18 protein-coding genes are annotated in these 22,081 nt (G+C 48.4%); 13 read left to right on the top strand and 5 right to left on the bottom strand.

Annotation, left to right across the window (positions count from 1 at the left end; genetic code table 11):
- The first annotated feature begins 268 nt into the window (after nucleotides 1–268).
- The 7 genes from ACZ5ZZ_RS13080 (at nucleotide 269) to ACZ5ZZ_RS13050 (ending at nucleotide 10,936) form a co-directional block, all read left to right on the top strand.
- Nucleotides 269–3,199 carry a hypothetical protein gene (locus tag ACZ5ZZ_RS13080; RefSeq protein ID WP_464139825.1) on the top strand — a complete coding sequence of 977 codons (2,931 nt, stop codon included), beginning with the start codon at nucleotides 269–271 and terminating at the stop codon, nucleotides 3,197–3,199.
- A 201-nt stretch (nucleotides 3,200–3,400) separates the two neighbouring features.
- Complete coding sequence (locus ACZ5ZZ_RS13075; protein ID WP_464139823.1) at nucleotides 3,401–3,928, top strand: protease; 528 nt, start codon at nucleotides 3,401–3,403, stop codon at nucleotides 3,926–3,928.
- A gap of 25 nt (nucleotides 3,929–3,953) precedes the next feature.
- The gene (locus ACZ5ZZ_RS13070) at nucleotides 3,954–6,680 is read left to right on the top strand and encodes a hypothetical protein (RefSeq protein ID WP_464139821.1); all 2,727 of its coding nucleotides are present in this window, start codon (nucleotides 3,954–3,956) and stop codon (nucleotides 6,678–6,680) included.
- The gene (locus ACZ5ZZ_RS13065) at nucleotides 6,680–7,282 is read left to right on the top strand and encodes a hypothetical protein (RefSeq protein ID WP_464139819.1); all 603 of its coding nucleotides are present in this window, start codon (nucleotides 6,680–6,682) and stop codon (nucleotides 7,280–7,282) included. Before ACZ5ZZ_RS13070 ends, ACZ5ZZ_RS13065 begins: the two co-directional genes overlap by 1 nt.
- A gap of 47 nt (nucleotides 7,283–7,329) precedes the next feature.
- Nucleotides 7,330–8,433 (top strand): hypothetical protein, encoded by a 1,104-nt coding sequence (locus tag ACZ5ZZ_RS13060; protein WP_464120259.1) that lies wholly within the window; start codon nucleotides 7,330–7,332, stop codon nucleotides 8,431–8,433.
- Nucleotides 8,434–8,653: 220 nt separating this feature from the next.
- Nucleotides 8,654–10,063, top strand: coding sequence for a hypothetical protein (locus ACZ5ZZ_RS13055; protein ID WP_464139817.1), 1,410 nt, complete (start codon nucleotides 8,654–8,656; stop codon nucleotides 10,061–10,063).
- Between the two features lie 3 nt (nucleotides 10,064–10,066).
- Nucleotides 10,067–10,936: a hypothetical protein gene (locus tag ACZ5ZZ_RS13050; RefSeq protein ID WP_464139815.1), complete on the top strand. Its 870-nt coding sequence runs from the start codon at nucleotides 10,067–10,069 to the stop codon at nucleotides 10,934–10,936.
- Between the two features lie 26 nt (nucleotides 10,937–10,962).
- Here the strand turns inward: ACZ5ZZ_RS13050 and ACZ5ZZ_RS13045 are convergent, their stop codons facing one another.
- Nucleotides 10,963–12,483, bottom strand: a complete 1,521-nt coding sequence (locus ACZ5ZZ_RS13045; protein ID WP_464139813.1) for an acyl-CoA dehydrogenase family protein — start codon at nucleotides 12,481–12,483, stop codon at nucleotides 10,963–10,965.
- 128 nt (nucleotides 12,484–12,611) lie between these two features.
- On the opposite strand from ACZ5ZZ_RS13045, the gene ACZ5ZZ_RS13040 reads away from it, so the two are divergent.
- Both ACZ5ZZ_RS13040 and ACZ5ZZ_RS13035 read left to right on the top strand, forming a co-directional pair.
- Entirely contained in the window at nucleotides 12,612–13,508 is an 897-nt protein-coding gene (locus ACZ5ZZ_RS13040; protein WP_464139811.1) for a S1 family peptidase, read from the top strand.
- A 5-nt stretch (nucleotides 13,509–13,513) separates the two neighbouring features.
- Nucleotides 13,514–13,786 (top strand): hypothetical protein, encoded by a 273-nt coding sequence (locus tag ACZ5ZZ_RS13035; RefSeq protein ID WP_464139809.1) that lies wholly within the window; start codon nucleotides 13,514–13,516, stop codon nucleotides 13,784–13,786.
- Nucleotides 13,787–13,790: 4 nt separating this feature from the next.
- On the opposite strand, the gene ACZ5ZZ_RS13030 is transcribed toward ACZ5ZZ_RS13035, so the two are convergent.
- The gene (locus ACZ5ZZ_RS13030) at nucleotides 13,791–14,921 is read right to left on the bottom strand and encodes an AGE family epimerase/isomerase (RefSeq protein ID WP_464139807.1); all 1,131 of its coding nucleotides are present in this window, start codon (nucleotides 14,919–14,921) and stop codon (nucleotides 13,791–13,793) included.
- A gap of 205 nt (nucleotides 14,922–15,126) precedes the next feature.
- Here ACZ5ZZ_RS13030 and ACZ5ZZ_RS13025 point away from each other — a divergent pair, with 205 nt between their 5' ends.
- Complete coding sequence (locus tag ACZ5ZZ_RS13025; protein ID WP_464131661.1) at nucleotides 15,127–15,651, top strand: hypothetical protein; 525 nt, start codon at nucleotides 15,127–15,129, stop codon at nucleotides 15,649–15,651.
- A gap of 57 nt (nucleotides 15,652–15,708) precedes the next feature.
- On the opposite strand, the gene ACZ5ZZ_RS13020 is transcribed toward ACZ5ZZ_RS13025, so the two are convergent.
- Entirely contained in the window at nucleotides 15,709–16,152 is a 444-nt protein-coding gene (locus ACZ5ZZ_RS13020; RefSeq protein WP_464131659.1) for a hypothetical protein, read from the bottom strand.
- A 109-nt stretch (nucleotides 16,153–16,261) separates the two neighbouring features.
- Between ACZ5ZZ_RS13020 and ACZ5ZZ_RS13015 the strand changes: the two genes are divergently transcribed.
- Complete coding sequence (locus ACZ5ZZ_RS13015; protein ID WP_464139805.1) at nucleotides 16,262–17,155, top strand: helix-turn-helix domain-containing protein; 894 nt, start codon at nucleotides 16,262–16,264, stop codon at nucleotides 17,153–17,155.
- Here ACZ5ZZ_RS13015 and ACZ5ZZ_RS13010 read toward each other — a convergent pair.
- Nucleotides 17,152–17,334 carry a hypothetical protein gene (locus ACZ5ZZ_RS13010; protein WP_464120270.1) on the bottom strand — a complete coding sequence of 61 codons (183 nt, stop codon included), beginning with the start codon at nucleotides 17,332–17,334 and terminating at the stop codon, nucleotides 17,152–17,154. The genes ACZ5ZZ_RS13015 and ACZ5ZZ_RS13010 overlap by 4 nt on opposite strands.
- Before the next feature lie 129 nt (nucleotides 17,335–17,463).
- Entirely contained in the window at nucleotides 17,464–18,969 is a 1,506-nt protein-coding gene (locus ACZ5ZZ_RS13005; protein ID WP_464131656.1) for an MFS transporter, read from the bottom strand.
- A gap of 255 nt (nucleotides 18,970–19,224) precedes the next feature.
- On the opposite strand from ACZ5ZZ_RS13005, the gene ACZ5ZZ_RS13000 reads away from it, so the two are divergent.
- Together ACZ5ZZ_RS13000 and ACZ5ZZ_RS12995 are read left to right on the top strand one after the other, a co-directional pair.
- On the top strand, nucleotides 19,225–20,112 hold the full coding sequence (locus tag ACZ5ZZ_RS13000; protein ID WP_464139803.1) for a DUF4382 domain-containing protein: 888 nt from the start codon (nucleotides 19,225–19,227) through the stop codon (nucleotides 20,110–20,112).
- 84 nt (nucleotides 20,113–20,196) lie between these two features.
- On the top strand, nucleotides 20,197–21,984 hold the full coding sequence (locus tag ACZ5ZZ_RS12995; protein WP_464139801.1) for a MutS family DNA mismatch repair protein: 1,788 nt from the start codon (nucleotides 20,197–20,199) through the stop codon (nucleotides 21,982–21,984).
- Nucleotides 21,985–22,081 lie beyond the last annotated feature (97 nt).

The following is a 22,081-nucleotide window of genomic DNA, read 5'->3' as shown; positions in this document are numbered from 1 at the left end:
AAAGAGCAAGTTGTTTTTTGCGGTGTTTTCTCTATGAAAAGTGTTGTGATCGCTTGTTGTGGAGTCGCCAAGGATTGGGGAGATTCATTAATTCTGTCATTAGACAGACCAAGTTGTGTCAATTAAATGGATGAAATTATTGTTTATGTAAGTGTCCAAAAAAATGCGTGCGTTCTAAAAAACTTAGTCAGCTTAAACAATTAATAACGCCCTGAAGATGAGGCCGCGGGGGCGGCGTCGTCAGGGGTGTCAAACTAAGGAGAATGCAATGAGTGGGTCAAGGAAGGTTCTTTTCTTGGCGGGCTTGTCGATGCTGGCGAACGTCGCATGGGCGAAGACGTCGGCAACCGCAAACGCAAAGAATGAGTCGCATCAGATTCTATCAGACGTAAAAGGTCAGGGAGGATTTGTCAGCTTTAACTCGGCAGATGGTCGAGCAAGAAGCATGTGTTTGATTAACAAGACATGGGTTCCTTGTGAGGGAGCGCCGTCTGTTCAGGCCGTTAACGGAACAAAAGGTAACAACGGTAATAACGGTAATAACGGTAATAACGTTAATAACGGAAATAACGTTAATAACGGGAATAACGGAAATAACGTTAATAACGGGAATAACGGAAATAACGTTAATAACGGGAATAACGGAAATAACGTTAATAACGGTAATAACGGTAATAACGGAAACAACGTTAACAACGGAAACAACGTTAACAACGGTAATAACGGTAATAACGGTAATAACGGTAATAACGGAAACAACGTTAACAACGGGAATAACGGTAACAACGGTAACAACGGTAACAACGGTAACAACGGTAATAACGGTAATAACGGTAATAACGTAAATAACGGCAATAACGGCAATAACGGCAATAACGGCAATAACGGCAACAACGGTAATAACGGCAATAACGGCAATAACGGCAACAACGGTAATAACGGTAATAACGGAAACAACGGTAATAACGGAAACAACGGTAATAACGGTAATAACGGTAATAACGGTAATAACGGTAATAACGGTAATAACGGTAACAACGGTAACAACGGTAATAACGGTAATAACGGTAACAACGGTAACAACGGCAATAACGGTAATAACGGAAATAACGGAACCAAGGGGAACCATGGCTCTACTGGCTATTCTACGGGTTATACAACCGGTTACTCTACAGGATATTCCACCGGATACTCAACGGGATACACGACCGGGCAGGCTACAGGTCAGACTACTTACAGTACCGGTTACACAACTGTGACGACTGCAACCACTTATGGTCCAACGTCCACTTCGACAGCTACGACCCGAGGGGATGATACGGTATCCACGTCAACGTCCACATCCACATCGACGTCCACGTCGACCTCGACGACTAGTGCAAGCAGTTCTTCCACTGGCTATGACGATGAAGATAAAAACGAGTTCAAGGCCAAACTGAAGCCTTTGTTCCATTTGAGCTTTGATTATGGTCAGTACATCGTCAACTTGACGCCACACTTCCGCAATGTTCAGCCGAAGTCCATCGTGAAGTATGATTATCGACCAAGCAGCGACACTTTGATCTATGGCGACTATCGTGATGGTTTCCAAAAAACCGTCTATGGTTCCATCGAAGTTGGTTTGGGCGCTCAGGTACGCTTCTGGTTCGACAATGCCACAGGACTGCGTCAGCACTTCTGGGGTTACGTCGGAGTTCTACCAATCGTGGGTAAAGAAACAGAGTCTGTCCGTTATGTCAGTACTCTGGAGAAAGCCCGCAATATGGGCGGACGCTGGCAGGTACCTAAGGATGCAAGTGATCTGGATACTTGGGATCCGGGTGACAGCATCACCTACATTGGACATGGTGGTGTTATCTTCTCTGCAGGCGCCGGTTTTGGCCCAGTCGGAGCGGGTGTAGCCAAACTTGCTAATGGTACTTGGGAAACCTATGTTGAAAAAGTGGGCTCTGATCAGGCTTACGTAAAAATGACCAAAGGTAAGCTGAACAGCTTCTCTATGTTCACAAACGTTTCTATCCTGACTTTGAGCTTGAGTGAATTCCGCTATGCCGATGACGGCTTCTCATTCCTGTTTGACTTGTCTACAGACACGGGACGCAAGGCTTACGAAGACGTGATCCGCGGAAACGTTTTGGCATCAGAAAACTTTGCGGCACAAAAGCCAAGAAATCTGGTCGAACGTGCTCCAGTTCTGAAAGTTGAGACATTCCGCTCTGTCTCCACGGGCCGTGTAGTCAGCAAGTCGCTGTCTATCCCTATTATTTGGGACAAAACATACAGCAAAGGCAAAGTCAGCTCGTTCACGACATCTGACATGCACTTAGATCGCAACACCGCGGTTGTGCATTACGGTATCTTCTCTGATTCCGAGGATTCTCGCTTCTGGTTCAAACATAAAGAGAAAGACTTTATGTTCTACGGTGCGAAGTACTCTGTACAGAACTGGGATACGAAAGCACGCATGGATAGTATGTTCGGTACCTACTCTTACGCCTTCAAACATGAGCAAAGCAATGGCAACCGTCTGAAAGCGGGTATCTATGCTCTGGTTAAGAAAACAGGTATTGATTCGTTGATGGTGGGTGTTCCGGATCGTGATCTGGGTTACACGGGAATTGAATTCAACGTGAACTTCGATGACACCAATACGATGAATCTGATGAAGGCTGCTCAGAAACTGAGTCAGGATGACTTTATCGACAAGGCAACGGACCTGATCTATCCATACTTCAACGAACGCAATGATCCATATGATTTGTGCATGATTGATGGTGGTGGACGTCTGCCAGGCTCTTGTCTGAATACGACCATTCGCAAGACTGCGGAGGCCGCAAGCAAAATGTACTATGCTCTGAAGACTATGTACAAAACTATGAATTCAGATCCTAAGGCGTTTGCTGCAGCTTATGGTACCTTCGGTGAAGGTATGGCAGAAAATCTGTTTACATTCAGAGCAGCTATGAAATTGGCTGGTCCTGGTGCGACGATTGATTATCTTGTCGAAGGCACGCACATCAACATGTACTTCCGTGAATGGGCTGTTGATAGATCCGGCAGCTGGGTTCCAGCGATGCAGTCACCTAAATACAAAGGTCTGCCGTTCGAACCAGCGACTCGTCACTCTCGAGTGCGTGGTATGATCATCGGAAACTCTGATGCAGGCAAAGTTCCACACATGAGTCCTGTGACATTCTAGTTGTTCGCAAAAAAAGAAGAAACTCTAGAAAGGCCGCTGATAAAGTCAGCGGCCTTTCTCATTTCTGGGGGTGGAGAAAATAAAGTTACAAATCCTTTAATTGCAGATTCGTATTTTGTGAGCTCGCGATACTTGCGGTTAGAAGTATTTACTCAAAAGTTTTTTTGTTTTTCCAATCAAGGAAATCAGAAAGGGAAATTTATGAATTTCAAAATGCTTCTTGGCGGTATTCTTCTGGCGACATCCATGCAGGTCAGTGCAAGTGAGTTTGAAAGTGGAAGTGATGAGTTTACTCCGCGCCCGCTGCCTCAATACTCGGAAGCTGAACTTCAGAAAAAAATTGAGAATGAGATGGCCGTCGCTTGTTCGGGGAATCTTTGTAAGATTGTAGGACAGGATAGCAGCGGTTCTGGCTGGACAGTGCAGTTCCAGGTGGGCTATGGGCGCGCCAACGGCGGCAACGGAGATACAATCTACATCGGCGACTATGACGGCAGCAATGATAACAATGGATTCGCCAGCATCACGGTGACATACAAAAACTATAAATGTCGATCAAACCTTCTGGTAACCCCCGCGGTATACCGTTTCGTTAATACCTACCTTTATAACATGGTGAACTCAGACGGATCTGTAAAAAGAAACTTCTCTCCTGCAGATCAGACCGTTGTTCTTTTCTATACGACGATGCTGAACAAAGTCAGCTCTTGCGGCAGTGGCATGAATTAAGGTCTTTTTTGGGGAGGCGGGGTCTATGGCTAAAAGTTTGATTTTATGTTTGCTGGTTTTTGGAATGGCGACGGGTGCTTATGCGCAAGTGGCTTCTTCTCTGGGGCTAAATAAGCTGCGAGTCACCAACCGGGCTCAGTGTGCCGTAGACTCCGAGATTCCGACAGAGTCCGCGTTTATCGTGGTGGACGGATACAATGCTGGAAAGATGGTTTACTCCCTTGGAAAGAACATCGGGTCTAATGCTGAGGCGATGAGTGCTGAGGGCATGCAGCAGTTTCGAATTGCAGTGACCCGCCTCACCAAGGCGATCATGAACAAGTTGCTGGCCGGGCAACTGCCTCTTCTACCGACCAATCTAAAGAAATCCACGTTGACGGGTTACAACGCCATTGTGGAAAAGTGTCAGAACAAAACCTACTGTCCTGAGCTAAATGGATATCTGTCAAAAATCTGGGACAACTCCGAGGGTGCTGGTTTGCGCTGGGAAAGTCTGGATAAATTCAATGGCAGTCACTTTTTGTCCATGAAGAAAGCGGATCGAGTTGCCTGTTTTTACGTGAAAAGATTCTCTGCCCTGCAGGAACAATTAAACTCTGTTGAGGTGGATAAATCAGTTCTGTTGGATGTGGCACAGGCGGCTCTGGCAAAAGAGAGATATATAACAGATTGTGAAAGTAAAGATGCGGCACTTGATTCGCGCAACTCCATAATCCAGCTTGATTTGAAAATTCCACGCGCCGTTGAGTTTGCCTCTGTCGGATTTGACTTCTGGAACAGCGTAAAAATCTATCTGTCTTTCGCGTGGAGATATTCGAACATTCCTCTGCAGGTGGCGCCAGAATACGGGCAGATGTTCCGCTCTATAGCTCTTGAGGAATCTATTATGATGATTCCGAACGGCTGTAAAAGCATTGAAAAGCCTGAGTGTGACGCTGCGACGCTTTCCATGAACAGTATTCGTGAGCTGGCTCGGCCGGACGGAGACAAGACGGAACACAAAAAGGAAGTCCCTCGCGGTCCGGAAGACGATGTGGTCAATCGCGGTCCTCGTGATGTGAATGACGACTTCCTGGGGACACGTAGTTTCGATGATGCCTCTGATTGGGTCGAGAATTTTCGCAAAAACTATGTTTCCGCACGTGGTTCTATGAAAAATCGCGTTCAAAGTGCCATTCAGTTTCTCAACATCATCGGGGGGTCTATGACTCCTGCCGAACTGACTGAATTTGTTCGACCACTGGCTTTTGCCAAAACCTATTCAAATCAACATCGCGATGAGCTGTATTACCTTTGTACCGAGGCTCGTTTGGCGGGCGATCAGCGTCTGGATTTCATGAAGACGGGCATCGACAAGGTCCAGCAGATGGAAGTCATGCAGCGGTCTTTCCAGGGTTCGAATGTGCAGCTTGCCGATGCGACTCAATACTTCGACAAGGTGGCTGAAAACATTGTGGCCTTCTGCGACGGCCTTGAGCGCGAAAGAATTTGGAATGTCGCTGGTTATACGGTCAACAGGAGTGGTTTCCATGCCTGGGCCCGGGAGCTTTTGCAAATCCCGCCGCCAGCGACTATCGCCGCAACGGAAATGCAGCCAATGAGTTTTGGAGCGCCTCTTTTGGTATGGGATATGTCGCGTGTTAATGATTCGGGAAATACAATTTGCGTTTCGGCGATTGATTGCTCCCGTAAGCTGATTAAAGCCATGGTTGATTTGTATGCTGTTGCTAAGTATGCCGATGCCTTCTTGCCGGTGAACTCGACTGTTTCAACGCCGGATGTTTTTAATCCATATGCGGATCTAAAGGCGTGCAAGGTCTATGATCCTTGGTTCCAGACTCGTCGCGCGAACAAACGACTGGTCGCAGACCTTGCCAGCACGGCCTTGTTTGGGTGGAATGCCTTGCCACTGTATCTTGATGTTGATTTTAAACCACCGAAAGTCACCAGCTTGAATGCGCTTATCCGTAATGGAGCAGTGAAGTTTGATCCGAAAATTCAGAAAGAAAAGATGGAAGTGGCTTTGTTGGCAGACTTCGGTCCTTTACTGGGGGCTCCTTGCGCGGTCTCGATAGCACCCAATAGTGCCAAGGACTTTAGTTTCTATGCGTTTAACGGAATTTCTGTGAACTATTGCAAGATCCGCGATGCGGGAGATGTTGTAGGGCGATCGCCAGGCGAAATGGTCAGCGCTCCGCCGACAAGCAAATCATACTGTGGTGGATGTTCAATCAACTTTGTGGGTGTTGCTGGAGGGGCCGCTGTCTCCAGTGGGGGAATGCCGCTCAATCCCATCAAGCTGGGCGTGTACCTGTTCCGGAGTATCCATCGCTATATCACTGCAAAGAAAGACAAGGTGAACATTCCTCGATTGCAGGAGATTGACGTCAACCAAGTGGTTGCAACCTACAAAAGATATGGCGGAATCCCGGATCACTGCGTGGAGCAGCTGGCCGCGGGTGTGGGCTGTTACCAGAATATCTGTGCAGCCAAAGCGGCGGACTATTTCGAGCGTTATACCGGAGAAAAAGTCAAACATCTGGAGTTGGAGGAACTGACGGATGGTAACGGAAATATCGTACCTTCCTCTGGAGTGATCATTCAGTCCGATTACTGTGACGGCAGGGTCCGGGTTCGTTACAGCTGCTCTGAGGATGGCAAGAAATTTAAAACATTTGAAAAGTTCGGTGGCATGTACGGCATGAGCAAGGACTGTCGTCGAACCATCGGCCATAACATCTGGGGCTTCTAGTGAAAAAGTGGATGGGTGTTTTAGTGATATCAGTTTTACTTCTGGCGAATCAGGCGTCGGCCTTTCTGGTGGAAAGCAATTACATGAAGCAGTCGGGGGGTGCCTATGTGAAGGTCACGCAAGTCACGTGCGATACGGCTTCTTCATCATACTGCCAAAGCCTGTGTCAGAATCCGACGGCATGTCAACGGCCAGAACCTTACTGTCGCAATTGTGCGGGAACCACGTCGCCGTTGCTTCGGCAGTTGTTCACTGAAATATCCAAGTCCTATGCGATTTCCCAAGAGCTGAACGATCGACAGGCATTGGTGAGGTTTCTGGGGATGGAGAAGTACGTTCTTTTGGATATAAAAAGTGTTTTTAACTACTACACGCCCGTGGGTGGCGAAGCGTTTGTAAATGAGCTGCGCACCTTCTGTGGCGATGCTGCTGAAACAGCCCTTCTGGCGGTGAAGTTGGATGAGGTTCATCAGCCAATGGCTTTGAGCTATGTGCTTTGCCGCAACAATATCGGACAGACTTCATCTTTCGAGGTGAAGCCTCGTGTGCCTGGCATTGGAAGTCGTCCTTTGACCGCGCCATTAATTTTTAATTTGAACTGAGAAATCAGTTTTTTACAACAACACCCTTAAGTGGGAAAGGAGACAACATGAAACGTATGTTTAAGGCGATGGCAACAACTGCCGTCACACTTATGGCGATGCAAGCCAACGCCATTCAGGTGACCTATAGCTTCAGAGTGAACAGCTCGGGTCCAAGTATCTATCCTTGTAATGCCGGGTTGATGACTCATGATCCGCATGAAGGCGATAAGGTGGCATGTTATACGGCGATCACTCATGAGAAGTGTTCTGGAGACTGTGTCGGTTTGGATTGTAAGGGCGGAGAAGAGGATGATCATGGTCCTAAGCCTCATGCAAAACTACCGAAGTTCATGAACTTCAGTGGTGGTCACCACGGACCTCCGGGCCCTCCAGGTGGTGGTAAAGAAGATGATAAGAATAATTGCGTCTGTACGACTTCCAAAGGGCGTAAGACTGGAAATTACTTCCACGCCAATTACCGCCCTTGGGGTGACAGTGTGGATCCACATGCTGACGTAGTGTCCGGCGAAAGTCCAAAATTCAACCAGTTGTTTGATGAAAAAACAGCTTATCACAAAGTCTTGGAAAAATTGGCCTTCAACCTTGGCAGTGAGTTGTACAACGCGAAATACTTCGTGGATATCTGCTATCGTGGGTCTCAGATTGACTACAGCCACTTTGAAACCAAATGGAATCTTCTGGCTGAAGCATCAGTTTCTGACTACGGTCTGAAAGTCAATGGTGACGGTTACAGCGATTTGTCTGATCTTAAGATGAAAGCTTACATCATTTGCTCCACGCAGGAAAGATCTTGTGCCGAGGGCAAGTGTGACGACAAGGATGACGAGTTGAAGTACGACCTTCCAATGTTCAACGAGCACTTCCTAAGCTACTTCCATCCGTACAATGCTGACTACGAGTATGAATCTGACACATACCCTGCGACGTCTTCTTCCTTCAAGAAGATCATCGACAAGCAGTACAAAGAATTGGATTACAAAGGTGGAGCTGCCAAGTTCTGTAAAATCCGTTACGTCTTCGAAGAAAAAGATGGATTGGATAAAAAATACGCTAAGCACAGAAAATGGCAGAAACATGGTGCAGATATCTGCACTCACACAAAAGTTGAGATGGCAAAACTTGAGAACGGTTGCAAAGACTGTGACTAAGGATTTGTAGAACTGTATGCGACGGAGGCAGGATATGTGGAATGTATGTGTAAATAGCTCTTGGCATTATCAAAACAGGACGCAACTGTCTCTGTTGCTTATGTTCGTCTTTCTTTTTACAGGGTCGCCGGCTTCGGCGGCCTGTATTGTTGAAAACGACGATCGAATTCAGATCAATATTTCACCCCAAAACCGCTCTTGGGCGGATTATCTTGGGCAAATGTCAATACCAGCTTCGAAGGTGGTCAAGTGTCAGGAAGAGGCAGGTAAGTTCCTGATGTTTTCGTTGGGTTCGGTTCAGTGGGGACCTTCTTCTGAGTCAAAGGACAGCTATATTTTTGACAGCTATGAACCTGGCAAGTGCCAGCTTGAAAATTCCCGGTCGGTGTCCTCCTATGTTCCCCAGGTGACACGGGATAATTTCCAACGACAGTACAAATTTATTCGCAGTTGCATTGATTTGCGTGTGGCAGACACTCGCGGACTTCCTTTGGTTGTGAAAGACCAGCAGGAGTTCTGTCAGGTCCAGAGAATCGATGAAAGTGCCGTGCTTCTGCGCGGAAGCATGTGCTTCGTGAAAATACGTGCGCAAAATGATTTTTCGGTTCAGCCTCTTTTACGGTCTGAGTGCACCGATCCGGACTATTTGAAGTCATTGGGTATAGAGGCGCAGGATCTATTCTCTAATTTAGATACACTGGTTGTCGGCGATGACACCGGCGTTTCGACTGATGTTCGCCATATTGGCAGTCGTGCTTTTAATGTCAATATCACTCCCAAAAAGGGACTGCTGGATCTATCCGATGATTTCGGCGAAGGGGTACCACGGTTTCCGACGACTTATAATGTTGAGGGCGATTGGGGGCCGGTTAATATTCGCACGCGCGAAAATATGACTCAATTTGATCTTTCTTTTTTTGTTTCCAATATCGGTGAACGTCGCTGTCTGAATGGTGAATGTTCCAGCTCTTCGAATTTTACCCAGCCTTTCACGGGTCAGATTGAACTTTACAAGCTTTCCAAGAACGCACGGCCTGAACTGATTGAGGAATGGTGGGATGGAGGACTGGTTCCACCTAATTGGCAGGGGTTTATGAGCGGTATGAGCTTTAAGGTCCAGGATCAGATTATTAAGTCCGGATCCCGGTATCGCCTGATTGCGACTTTCCAGGACCCCACGGACGATTATGCTATTTTTCTCAATGGACTAAAACAAATGTTGGTTCGCCTTTATAATACTGAGGGCGCCACGGTTGGGATTGACAACCTTCCTGCCATTCAGACGCTGGGTGAGCTTGGTGTGGTTCCCACCTTTGCTGGCCTGAGCGGTTTACGCGAGAATAATCAAACCGTGAACTTATCAGAAACATTGGCGGGATTGGAAGGGATCATTTCCTCTACGACCTGGCCTCCTTATTACGGAAAAATATGCAGTGAGAAGGCGAAATGCCAGAAGCTTGGCAATCGCAAGTTCCATCAAAAACTTATTTTGGAATTTACTGCTATTTTACCGGATCCTTCCGGAGGGCGCGTGATTCTGCAAGACATAAAAATGCAGAAGATGTCACCTGTCTTCAGGGAATATCCATTGCAGTCCGGGGAATTTATTTCCCTGCAGTGTGAGAGGTAATTAATGAAAAAAATGATTTTGGTGCTGCTGGCGTTTTTGAGTGAAGCGGTCCTGGCTTCTCCGGCGAACATGCAGACAGTTGTCAATAAAGACTCTGGCGAAATGCTTTATGCCTGCAATGCGAGGATCAGACATCCGGGCGGCGAAGAGCTTGAGTGTGTGAACCTTTCAACGGGGGAGTCCTGCTCTCCTGAGAAGGCCGCGGATGACGGAACTTCTTGTGTTTGTCGCAGTCGAAGCAACTGGGGTGATCAAATTCAGGCTTCGACTGTTTTTAATAAAACCCAAATCGCAATGGCGGGGCCTGACTGGGCATATCTTCAGCCTATGGATCGGTCTTTTGACAACAAGCTGTCGGAAATCGATATTTCATTAGGGAGCGAACGCCTTGGCGCGGAATATGCCATTACGTTTTGTTATGTCGGCCCCAAGGAGATGATGAAAAAGAAGACACGTCCAGAGGAGCAGGATCAGGACTTGTCAGAGGGGCGCTATCAGTTGGATGTTTCGTTGGCCGGAGTAAACTATGGCAGGTCTTTGGCGGATATCCGGTTTTTGCATAGCTGTGATTTGAGGAGCTCGGGGCAGCAGCTTCGCCCTCGTGATGCCAATGACTTGATCCCTTCAGGAGGTCTTCCGGAGGATGATGCTGGCTCTGAAGTGCAGATTTTAGGGGCGGGTTCCGGTTCCTCGGAGGTGAGCTTTTCCAAGAATAGTATTTTTCTGAACACAGATTTTGTTCAGGTTCCGCGTTTTTGTGTCTTTGAGTTTCGCTTCAAGGAGCTCAGTAAGGGCTTTCGAGATGCGGTCGGTAAAAGTACAAACTTTAGTGGAAAACTTCGTATCTGCAAACAAGGTGGCAGTTGTCCCTGAGTCGGTGTCCTCAGGGACAGGGCATGCTAGACTTTAAATTGCTTCTGGGCGGCGGATGAAATGGTGTCTGCAATCAGGAATGCGATATCGCGTGCCTGTTGCTCTTTTTCTTCCGGCCCCAGCCTTTGTAAAGACTTAAATTTTGTCAGTTGTTCATTTGTAGCGCCCATAGAGCGCACCAGGAACTCTTCCAAAACCTGCCAAGCCTGATCTTTTTCAAAGGCTCGCAGCATATCCAAAGAAAGCACGTTTGTGGTGCCTTCCCAGATGGAAAAGACCTGGGCATCACGCAGCAGACGGGGAACGCCGGTGTCTTCGATGTAGCCGGCACCTCCGAACATCTCCACCACTTCGCTGGCAATATGAATGGTTTTTTTTGCGGTATAGAGTTTTAGAATTGGCGTAAGGACCCTCAGAAGAATTTTTTCTGAAGCAGAGGCTTCGCCGACTTCTTCTTTGCCCAAAAGATCCGCGACCAGAAAGCAAAAGCTGATGCAGCGACGGAAATCCGCCTCCAGGGAATCCAGTGTGGTCTTGTGCAGGGGGTGATCAATCAGAAGCTTGCCGAACGCGTGGCGTTTGCGGGAATAGCTTTGCGCCAGATCCAGGCAGCGACGCATGTGTCCGACAGCGCAGATGGAATTGTAAATGCGGGTGATATTCAGGACGCTGGCGATGCGCTTGACGCCTTCGCCGGCGCTGCCGATCATGCGGGCCGGGGTTCCTGACAAGCTCAGTTCGGCCGTGGGCAGGGCCTTGGTTCCAAGTTTGTCTTTCAGACGATGAATCTGAATATTGTTCAGTTGTCCGTGATCATTGCGCAGTTCCAGGAAGAACAAAGCCAGTCCTTTGGATCCAGCCGGCGCACCCTCAGGACGAGCCAGTGTCAGCGCCATTTGGGATGTCGTTGCCGAGGTGAACCACTTTGTTCCATGCAAGGAATGGGTGGCGCCAAAGGCACTGGTACCAGTGAAGGGATGGGCGTCGGTGGAGGTGCCGCTGACGTCAGAGCCTCCGCTTCGCTCGGTCATCCATTGGCCTGCGGTCCAGAAGTTTTTGGGGTCACGAGATAGCAGGTGAGGCAAAGCCCGGGACTTAAGATCGCTGTCGCCATAAAGTTCAATCGCACGGGCCGCTCCGTCGGTCATGGCCAAGGGGCACGAGAATATCGCAGAGCTTGGAGAGTACAAATAAAGCAGCGCCATCTGGTAAGCCCGTGAGGCCGGGCCCCAGGTTCGATCGTAGGCCGTGGCCACGATACCCTCTTCCGCAGCGACGCGTTCAAGGGCTTTCCATCCCGATGAAGTTTTGATGTTATCAATGCGACGCCCCCAAGGATCGAAGGGGATATGTTCAGGGGGCAGGGCTTCGGCTTCCTCCGCCCAGATCAGCATATCCGTGACGGCACGTTCGCCCAGATGATCCAGATGAGGAAGGGCCTGTTTTTGAGCTTCCGGAGGCAACAGGGATTTAAGAATTTTCTGAAGAGTTTCATCGGAACGAAAAGTGTTCGAAAGGCTGGGACCTTCTTGATAAAAATTTTTCATACCTGAAAGTTTAGGCTTTTAGAGTCAGAGTTCAAGAATATGTCGGGAACCCCGTCTTTTTTTCAAAAATATGTTGCCGTTTGGTAACGTCCTACATATAAGAGCCCCTCTTTTAGGGGGAGGCTTTTTTGAACCGATATTTATTGGTATTGGCAACTATTGTTTTGGCGTCCTGTGGACTTTCAACTCGTCCACAAATCAACGCTAAGGATTCCACGGCTATTATTGGCGGCACAGATGTGGCGGAAAACAGCTCCATGTCCTCTGGTATTGTGGGAATCTATGACCTTGAAAATGATGCCATCTGCACGGGCTCTCTTATCGCGGATAACTATGTATTGACGGCGGCTCACTGTGTTTGGGGGGTGAAGCCAGCTAAAATTCGTCTGATCTTCGGTGTGGATATGGACGATCTTATGAACGCTCGTGAGCAGGATATCGTTCAGGCCTACACCCGCAGCGTGAGTGATTATAAAGTTCACTCCAGTTACGACCCGGATACCCAGGAAGACAAAGAGATGGATTGGGGCGATATTGCTCTTATTAAGTTCCGTGGTTCTTTGCCGCCAGGATACAAGCCTGTTCAGATTCTTCAGGATGACAGTATTCTGAAGCGTGGTTTGACTGTGACAGTGGCGGGCTACGGAGTTTCTGAAGTAGAAACTGAGCCGATCGATCCTAGAAAAGTAAAAAATCTGGACGAAGCCCTGGAATACGGCGAAGTCATGTGTGATGACGACCTGAAAAACTGCTTGAAAGTGGATATGTTCGGCGATGGGCTTTTGCGCGAAACGAAAGCTCCGATTTCATTTGTTCATGAAACAGAAGTTCGTCTGGATGAATCCAAAGGTCACGGGACATGTTCCGGTGATTCTGGTGGTCCCGCTTACGTGGAACAAAACGGCCAGATGTATCTGTTTGGCGTTACCAGCCGTGGCAGTGCTTTGTGTGACAACACGGGTGTTTACACCAATGCGGTTTACTACAAAGACTGGATCGCTCAAACGATGCCAAAGATGCGCTAATACGCATGAAACAGCTGGTTGAGATCTGCTCAGGCTGTATTGTGAGATCTTCCGGGGAAGAGGGGTCCTCGGTGGTCATTAAAAAGGAGTTCCTGGAAAAGCTGCAAATTCGGCTGCAGGAACTCTGTCCGGATATTGCGTGGTCGGTGTCGACCACGTCCTGCCTGAGGCTCTGTCCGCCTCAAAGAATGTCGATGGTTGTGGCCAACCGCATGGAAATGAGTCGCAGCAACACGGTTGAAAGTGTTGCTGACGACATTATCTCTCGAATTAAATAATAAACTAGAGCTGAGGTCTGAGGCGCACGTATTCGTTGATCGCGCCCGTGATATGATAAAGCGAGCTGGCTTTGGCAGGTTGAATTTTGAACTCGCCATTTTCCAGCCAGGTATCAAACCACAAACCCTTTTGGGGAGTTTCAAAGAACTTAAACAACGTCGCCATGGCTTCGTCTGCGGCTTTCGCGTAGACAGCACGCTGGGTTGTGTTTTCCAGCCCCATCTGCAGGACTGCTTTGATGCGCTCACATTGAGGCCAGAAGCGGGAAGAACGCTGCTTTGAAGACAGATCACTCCAGACTTCATCATAGACAGATTTTCTTTCCGGCCAGACGCCGTGCTTTTCGCTTAGAGCAATCAATTTTTCACGAACAGCTGTGAGATCTTTGCCTGTGAGGCCCTGATAAAGTCCCAGCAACCAGGCCCATTCATATTGATGCCCCGGCTCGAAAACAAAACGGCCACCTTCAAGAATAGGGGACCAGTCAGCATTGAAGTGCTCGGCCAATGTGCCTGATTTTGCATCGATAAATTTATTCAGACACAGTTGCAGAATTTCATCGGCCAACCTTTGCCAAAGAGGATCTTTGTCGATAGCCATCCACGCCACAGCGGACTCAAACATGTGCATGTGCGGATTGGCCTCGTACTGAACTCCTTTGTCAGTCAGCTCAGTGAAGCCGCCTTGAGGCAGATGCCGTTCGTTGTATAGATACTGCACCAGTTGGCGTGCGCGTTCTTTGTATTCTGTCTTGGGAAGAACAGCATAAGCATGAGCCAAGCCAAAAAGAGCAAATGCCTGTGCATACAGGTCCGGTGTGGTGTTCTGAGCAACGCCATCTTTGCTGGCGGAATGAATGAAAGCACCAGATGGCAAGGAATAGTTTTTGATCAGGGTTGTTGCACCAAGTTCGATGGCTTTGAGGGCCTTTTCCTTATCGCAAAGCTGAAGCTCCATGGCGATACGCAAACTGTATATTTGGCGGGCTTGCACCATCGAGCGACGGGGAACATCCTGCGGTTCGCCGTCCAGCGAAAAGGACTCTACAAAGCCACCATTCTGCCAGTCCACTCCCTTTGTGATCCATAGAGGTAGGACCTCCTGGGAAAGCCATTGCTTGCACTGATTGATCATATCGTCTCCACAAAATTACCAAGCTTTGCAGGTCACGATATCATTGCAAAGTGACAGGAGTCCAGCAGACTCTGGGCCCAAACCGTGGGATTGCACAGAGTTTGGGTGTGTAAAGTATGTGTTTCATCCGTTGGCTTGCCACTGAAAAGGAATTCCTTCCGAATAAGATGAAGGAAACATGAACTGCGCAAGCAAGGAGGACAGTATGAAGAAGTTGATTCTATTTCTGGCATTTGGTTTGACAGGGGCCTTTGCCCACGCCAACACCGAAGCTGTGGTGATGAATGATGAGGCCAGTATCGCCGGCAACCGCCTGTGGGCCTGTGGGTTGGCTTTCAAGGGCACATCCAAGGGCATCAAGGTGATCGTCGGACACTTTAAAACAGTGGCGTACGGAACTTTGAAGTGCAAGAGCATCAAAGGCACACGCTATTCACAGGATGTGAAGGTGACGATCGGACATCATTGGATTGGTCCAACGGCGGGTATAGGCTATTTCAAACTGGCCGGGGCTTCTTCAGAAGTCAGTCTTTTCAACTCGTCCCCGGACGTGATCTTGGGAAAATATCTGGTGGCACAAGGGGAAGCGGCGATCATTGGCGGTGTCGGGGCCTTCACGGCTGTGAAAGTGGGCTTGCCACAACTGGCTATGAATATCTCGTTGCAGCTGCTGCATGGCCTGGGCGTGCAGGTTGGTATTGATAAGCTGACAATCTCTGCGATCGATTAGTTTCTAAAATCATGACGAAAGAAAAAGCCCTTCCAATCAAGGAAGGGCTTTTTTAGTTTATTGCTTTTTCACGTAGGCATTAAGTTTCATGCCAGGAGCCATCGAGCTGGTGACGACCACCTGTGTTCCGCGAGCCAGGTCTTCTGTTTTATTCGCGCCAAAATCAACGTTGAATGTGATTGTTTTAGAGCGATTGCTAGGGCAGGTGAAGTTGCCTTTGAATTGTTTCGAGACGGCCAGAAGCCAGTTTTCATCCCAACTGACACTGCTCAGCAGGTTGTAAGTGCCGTTGCAGACTTCGTCTTCAGCGCCGTTGGCATATGTTCTTTGTACTTCGAATTCGGTTGTGTTTAATACGCGAAAGTTCGCATAAATCTTTTGAAACCCGGCACGAGCCTCCACCTTATAGCGGCCCACCAAAGTTCCTGGGGTGATTTCAGCCGCCATTGCTGGCAACGCGGATAAAAGAATCATAGATGCAGAAATGAAATACTTTTTCATTAAGAGACCCTCCATTGGTTGATGAGCTTTTATACCGAGGGTATGCTGGACGGGACAAAACAAAAGACGGGACTTTGAGGTTATACAAAAGAATCTCGTCAAAATTTTTGTGGCAGTTGCCACTATTGGGAAAAGTATGCCGGGAAGAAATGTCGCTAAGCTTCATTCGATGGAAGCACTGGGTATTGTCACAGCTCAAAGAGGTGATATTCGCGCTGAAAGATTGGAAGAACGTGTGAACCCCAAGGTGCCGTTTCCGCATCGCCATGATTTTTTTCAGGTGGTGATCGTCACTGCTGGCAAGGGGCTGCACAACATTGATTTTAACAGCTACCCGCTGAAGGCCGGGAATATCTTTGTGGTTAAGCCTGGTCAGGTTCATCAGTGGTATCTGACCAAAGGAACGCGAGGATATGTGGTCGAGTTCTATCTGGATTCCTTGCGCATGGATCTTTTGGAAAAAGCTCCTTTGCAAAGTCTGTATGATGCTCCGGATGTATTTCGATTCTCTGCAGAGCTGCAAAAAGAAATGCGCTTTTATTGTGAGAAAATGTGCCTGGAGTTTGCAAAGAAGAAAATGGGGGCAGACCAGGCCTTGCGAAGTTTATTAAGCTTGCTGGCCCTGGAATTACTGCGCACCACCGAGTCAAAACCTAGCAAGGCCAAAAAAGCTGAAGTCAGTTTCATGCGAGAATTTGAAGGATTGATTGAAAAACACTTCAGTGAACAGCACAACGTGGACTTCTACGCCAGATCGTTGGGGATTTCGCCCAAGGCTTTGACGATGCGGGTGCTGAGACTATTGAATAAATCCGCACGTGAGATGATTCATGAACGTTGTTTGTTGGAAGCCCAAAGATATCTGGCTTACACAGTTTTACCGATAGGGGAGGTTTCCAATGCGCTGGGCTTTCAGGATCCCAATTATTTCAGTCGGTTCTTCCGCGCCAAACTGGGGCTGAGTCCCGGGCAATTCCGGGACCGGTATTCCAAGTTGAATTAGCCTTTGAAAGGAGTGTTGCCAGTGTCTTCGGATGCACCTTCTTTGTGGCTGCGTTCAGCATCCAGGGCGACCTTGCCAGTGATGCCCACCCACTCGGGGAAGAACACCATCAAAGAGAAATAGACTATCACGGAGATTCCCGCCACTGCTAAAAAACCAAGTATGAACCATAATTCCATGGCATGCCCCCTAAGAACTCTTTCACTATAGTCGATATTCCAGTTTTTTGCCAGAGACGCCTTTCACATTCAATAGCACAAAGGTAACAGAAAAGCCTTTGGACCAGGGCGTCCAGCAAAAGAGCCTTTTTAGCTCTCCTGCTGTTGTCTGCGGGCTTCGGCTTTTTCCACTTCAAGGATGTACTTCTTGGTGGCCTCTGGCAGTTCCTTCCACATGCGCAGGGCAAGAACCAGGCCCAGAACAGCAAAGGGGATCAGGAAAAGTGGCCAGTAGTGCCAGTTTTTTGCGGATAGATAGCCGATCGTAAGAGATTGCAAACCAGATCCCAGATAAACACAGCCGTCGACAATACCCGAAGCTGTTGCTGTCATTTTCTTGCCACCAAAGTCAGCCGCCGCTGTTCCTGACATCAGGGAATGCACGCCGATCACGGCCAGGGTCATCAAGACAGCGGCCAATCCGAAGACCGTAGGATCTTTGGTTAAGAAAACGCACATCACAATCAATAGCAGAATCATCACAACGTTATTGATTGCAGCCGGAGGCCCGCGACGGGACTGGAACATGCGATCTGAAACCAGGCCGGCAATAAAGCCTCCGAGAACCCCGGTTAAGCACAACAACAGCCCCCAGTTCTTGATGAAGAATTCGGACCCTGCATAGAAGGCCGGATTGGTGTCCTTGGTTTCATTGGCAAAGATCAGATACCATTGCATGATCCCGTTGCGCAAAACCCCTGAAGTGAAGTCCACCATGGCAATCGTGATCATGACGGGGTTAGAAAACACCTTCTTCAGAATCAGTGTCATCGTCATTTTGACATTTTCATCGTCATCGGTGGAGGAAGCATCAGCGGTGTCAAAGTCATCGAAGTTGGCTTCTTTTGGGGAATCTTTTAAAAGCACCATGTCGATCAGGGCCCAGACGATCAAGATGAAGGCGGGAATGGTAAAGACCAGCCAGGTGGCATCTGTGGCACCGGTATCAATCGCAAAGATATGTTGAATGAATTTTTGGAAAGCGGTCTTTTCACCTTCGATATGTAACTTCGAGGCATCAACGATGGCCTGTCCCCAGTCGAAGGCGAAGTACACGCCGAACGAAATCAGGGTTCCAAAGATGGCGCCAAAGACGCCGCGTTCACGAACGTGGAACCAATAGGCTTTGACCTTGATGATGGATACAGCTCCATAGCTTTGGAAGAACATGTTCATCGCGTACAGAACCGAAAAGGCCACAACCATATTGGTTTTCAGGCGTCCCATCAGGTACAAATAGGTTGCGCCGCCCATCAGCAGATTCATCAAGGCAGAACCCAGGGTGGCAATCAGAATTCCCTTTTTGCCACCCATTTTGTCCACCAGGGGTCCATTAATCAGGAATGACAGGCCATAGACAATAGTGCCCGCAGCAAAGATGATCCCAAACTGTTCTTTGGTCATCATCTCGCCCATGGCATTCTTGGAAACATTCAGATTGTAGCGGGCCATGTAGAGAAAGGCATAGCTCATCCCCAGGGGGAACCAGTTCACGAAGCGCCTGAAGATAAATTTTTTCGAGTGATTCAGAGGATTGTTGTTGAAGTATAAATAAATGACCGCGGCTAGACATATGCTGACGAGAAGTAAGGCCATAGCGTCTCCAGTGCGTTGAGCGGCCCCACAGTATGTGAGAAACGAGCAAATGGCAAACTGAAGTCTGTAATGTGAAGAGGTTTATTTTTCTTCTCACATGGGGGCTGCGTGACAAGGCCAATGAAGACAGCAGAATGTTGAAGAAAGTGCCCAGGTCTTTGACAGCTCTCTCAGATTGAATGCCTCAAAGGGGACATTTTTGAGTCTGTAAGTCGAGAGGAGTATATTGAGCGTAAGAATTACCAGGAGGGTAAGATGAAGCGTGTTTCTGTAAAGCTTATATGCCTCGGTGCTGTGCTGCTTGGGTCCGCCTGCAGTCGCACTGTCAGTGAGCCAGACTCTGAAAGCGGAGCCACCTCGAGTCAGTACAAAAGTGAAATGAGCACAGTCAGTTTCAAACTGACAGATGCGCCGAATAAAGATCTCAAGTCCGTTGTGGTGGATATTGATCACATTGAAGTCTTGATCGGCGGGGCGGGTAAATCCGGGCGTCTGCAGTTGGCTCAAGGATTGGGGCCGGTGGATTTGTTGAAGTTGCAAAATGGTGTGACGCTGCCGTTGCAGGATATCGTTGCTCCAGCGGGATTGCGTATTCAGCAGATCCGTCTGGTTCTAAAACATGAAGGACATTATGCCGTCAAAGGTGATGACTCCATCTGTGAGCTGAAAACACCGAGCGCCCAAAAGACCGGTGTCAAAATCATCCTGACGAATAAAGTGGAATTTGAAGCAGGTCATAACTATCAGGTTGTTGTGGACTTTGATGCGCTGAAATCCGTCGTTGTGCAAGGTAACGGGGGTTGTCTGTTGAAACCTGTGTTGAAACTGAAGTCCGTTTTGAAAACACCGGCAGCTATTGAAGAGCCTGGCACTGGCGAAGAATCCGGATCTGGTGAAGAACCCGGAACGGGTGAAGAAGCTGGGGCTGGCGAAGACCCTGGAGCTGACGTGGATTCCGGTTCTGGCGTTGATAGCGGTGGTGATTCCGGAGCGGCTGAACCTGAGCCAACACCTGAGCAGCCAGGAGAAGAGCTGGTGACTGTGCCTGATACGAATGATGGTTCTGACGATGGTTATGTCCCAATCGTAGATGGTCAGGAGTATCCTGTAGTGACAGAGGAAGAACTTTCTCAGCTTTTGTAAGTCTTATCTTTTTCCCGGGCTCTCGGTCGAGAGCCCGGGGTTTTTGAGTTGCCTCGCTTTCGTGGCCCCGGCATCATGGAAAGCATGAAGCAACAATCCGTCAAAAGAAAATCCGCACGCATTCAGAGTCTCTTGCAGCTCTGGCAGCAGCGCCTTCGTCAACATCAGAACATTCGTCTTTTAACAGCCCTGATCTTTCTTGCAAGCCTTGTTGTGCTGTCTATGATACCAAATGCACGCTCAGGTTTTGCAGTTCCGGCGGTTTTGATGGTGATCTTCGTGGTCCTTGTAGTGCGAACGCGCCGGATCTATCGTCACGTGCAAAGGTTGACCCGTTGGAATGAATTCCTTCTGCGCCAGCACAGGCGTCTTTTAGGGCAACCCTCAGGTCGCAGTTGGAAGCAGGCATTTGACACGTCGGCAGAGTTTCCCATGATCCGGGATTTGGGATTGGTGGGGTCGCACTCATTGTGGACTTTGCTGGACGAAACACTTTCAGAAGGAGGACTGCGTCGACTTTTGCGATGGATGAGTCAGCCGCCCTCTGATGTCGAAGTTTTAAGAAAACGTCAGGAGCAAATCCGTCTGTTGCGCCCGCACGTCTGGTTCTACACGCGGCTGGGGATTGAAACCAATTCCAATGAGCTGAATCTTTCCACCTTGCAGATCCAGGAGTTTCTGAAAAACTCTTTCGTGGGGCCGCGCTTTGGTGTGCTTCTGATTGCCAATTTGATTTTATGGTCGATCACACTGGCTGTGTTGATTTTTGTCAGTGTGACGGGGACGATTTTGCCATCAGTGGTGTTTATGGCATTTCCTCTTTTAAGTCTTTTCAGTCTGGGGTCCGTGGGGTCCGCCTTTTTGCAGGGAACCGGATTGTCTCATCATCTGACGGCTTTGGCGCCGGTGCTGGAGGCGATTGAAAGAAAGTCCTCCAGCGATAAAGTATTGCAGGATCTTTGTCCGACAATCTTTCAGTTGTCACCGTCACGAACAGCACAGAAACTGGAAACAATTCTGGGCTTTGTGGGAACTCAGACCAATCCTATTTTGCATTTTATTTTAAATGCGATTCTTCCGTGGACGGTGGTCTCGGTCTATTTCCTGGAACGTTTAAGATTGAAGATGGCTCAGGACTTCCCGGCCTGTGTCGAAGAGCTTTCAGAATTTGAAGTGCTGGGGTCTTTGCTGGTCTTTGATAAGTATCAGACCCAGTGTTATCCGGAGTTTGCCACGGAAAAGACTTTGATTTGCAAGAATGTCTTCCATCCTCTTTTGGATCGCAGTAAGGCGGTCGCCAATGATTTTGAGTTCCCGAAAGATAAATCGTTGGGGCTTCTAACGGGGTCCAACATGTCGGGTAAGTCCACGTTCCTGCGCACCTTGGGGGTGAATCAGACACTGGCCAACATGGGCGCGCCAGTCTTTGCAGAACGCTTTGTGACGATTCCCCTGCAGATTGAAACCTGCATCGAGGTCAGTGATTCTTTGCGTGATGGGTATTCTTACTTCTATGCGGAAGTCCGACGTCTGAAGGACATTCTGAACACCGCGGCTTCAGGAAAGCCCGTTTTATACTTGATTGATGAAATCTTCCGCGGCACTAACAATCGGGAGCGTCAGATCGGCAGTCGTGCGGTGATTCAGACGCTGGCTCAGGAAAAATCTGCGATGGGCTTTATTTCAACACATGACTTGGAGCTGACAGCATTGGAAGCCAGCAACCCGACCTTGTTAAATCTGCACTTCCGGGAAGATATTGATGATAATGGAAAGATGATATTCCATTATCATCTGCGACGGGGGCCTTGTCCAACGACCAATGCTTTGCGAATTATGGCGGCTGAAGGTATTAAGGTCGAAGAAGTTTAAAGTTTACTCGGATTAAAGTGTCTGCTTCTTGGCAGCAGACGCTTTACTGAAGAAAAAGTGCGTTATAATAAGCATGTGGAAACGATCCGGAAGTTGG

This window comes from Bdellovibrio sp. HM001 (assembly GCF_055397275.1).
The sequence above is the reverse complement of the archived record's forward strand: the minus strand, read 5'-3'. Positions and strand labels throughout refer to the sequence as shown.

Bases quoted from the DNA above. Each gene is read 5' to 3' on its own strand.
- ACZ5ZZ_RS13025 (WP_464131661.1), top strand. From the start codon at position 15,127: ATGAAGAAGTTGATTCTATTTCTGGCATTTGGTTTGACAGGGGCCTTT.
- ACZ5ZZ_RS13020 (WP_464131659.1), bottom strand. From the start codon at position 16,152: ATGAAAAAGTATTTCATTTCTGCATCTATGATTCTTTTATCCGCGTTG.
- ACZ5ZZ_RS13010 (WP_464120270.1), bottom strand. From the start codon at position 17,334: ATGGAATTATGGTTCATACTTGGTTTTTTAGCAGTGGCGGGAATCTCC.
- ACZ5ZZ_RS13075 (WP_464139823.1), top strand. From the start codon at position 3,401: ATGAATTTCAAAATGCTTCTTGGCGGTATTCTTCTGGCGACATCCATG.
- ACZ5ZZ_RS13000 (WP_464139803.1), top strand. From the start codon at position 19,225: ATGAAGCGTGTTTCTGTAAAGCTTATATGCCTCGGTGCTGTGCTGCTT.
- ACZ5ZZ_RS13055 (WP_464139817.1), top strand. From the start codon at position 8,654: ATGTCAATACCAGCTTCGAAGGTGGTCAAGTGTCAGGAAGAGGCAGGT.
- ACZ5ZZ_RS13060 (WP_464120259.1), top strand. From the start codon at position 7,330: ATGAAACGTATGTTTAAGGCGATGGCAACAACTGCCGTCACACTTATG.
- ACZ5ZZ_RS13035 (WP_464139809.1), top strand. From the start codon at position 13,514: ATGAAACAGCTGGTTGAGATCTGCTCAGGCTGTATTGTGAGATCTTCC.
- ACZ5ZZ_RS13070 (WP_464139821.1), top strand. From the start codon at position 3,954: ATGGCTAAAAGTTTGATTTTATGTTTGCTGGTTTTTGGAATGGCGACG.
- ACZ5ZZ_RS13050 (WP_464139815.1), top strand. From the start codon at position 10,067: ATGAAAAAAATGATTTTGGTGCTGCTGGCGTTTTTGAGTGAAGCGGTC.
- ACZ5ZZ_RS12995 (WP_464139801.1), top strand. From the start codon at position 20,197: ATGAAGCAACAATCCGTCAAAAGAAAATCCGCACGCATTCAGAGTCTC.
- ACZ5ZZ_RS13005 (WP_464131656.1), bottom strand. From the start codon at position 18,969: ATGGCCTTACTTCTCGTCAGCATATGTCTAGCCGCGGTCATTTATTTA.
- ACZ5ZZ_RS13080 (WP_464139825.1), top strand. From the start codon at position 269: ATGAGTGGGTCAAGGAAGGTTCTTTTCTTGGCGGGCTTGTCGATGCTG.
- ACZ5ZZ_RS13045 (WP_464139813.1), bottom strand. From the start codon at position 12,483: ATGAAAAATTTTTATCAAGAAGGTCCCAGCCTTTCGAACACTTTTCGT.
- ACZ5ZZ_RS13030 (WP_464139807.1), bottom strand. From the start codon at position 14,921: ATGATCAATCAGTGCAAGCAATGGCTTTCCCAGGAGGTCCTACCTCTA.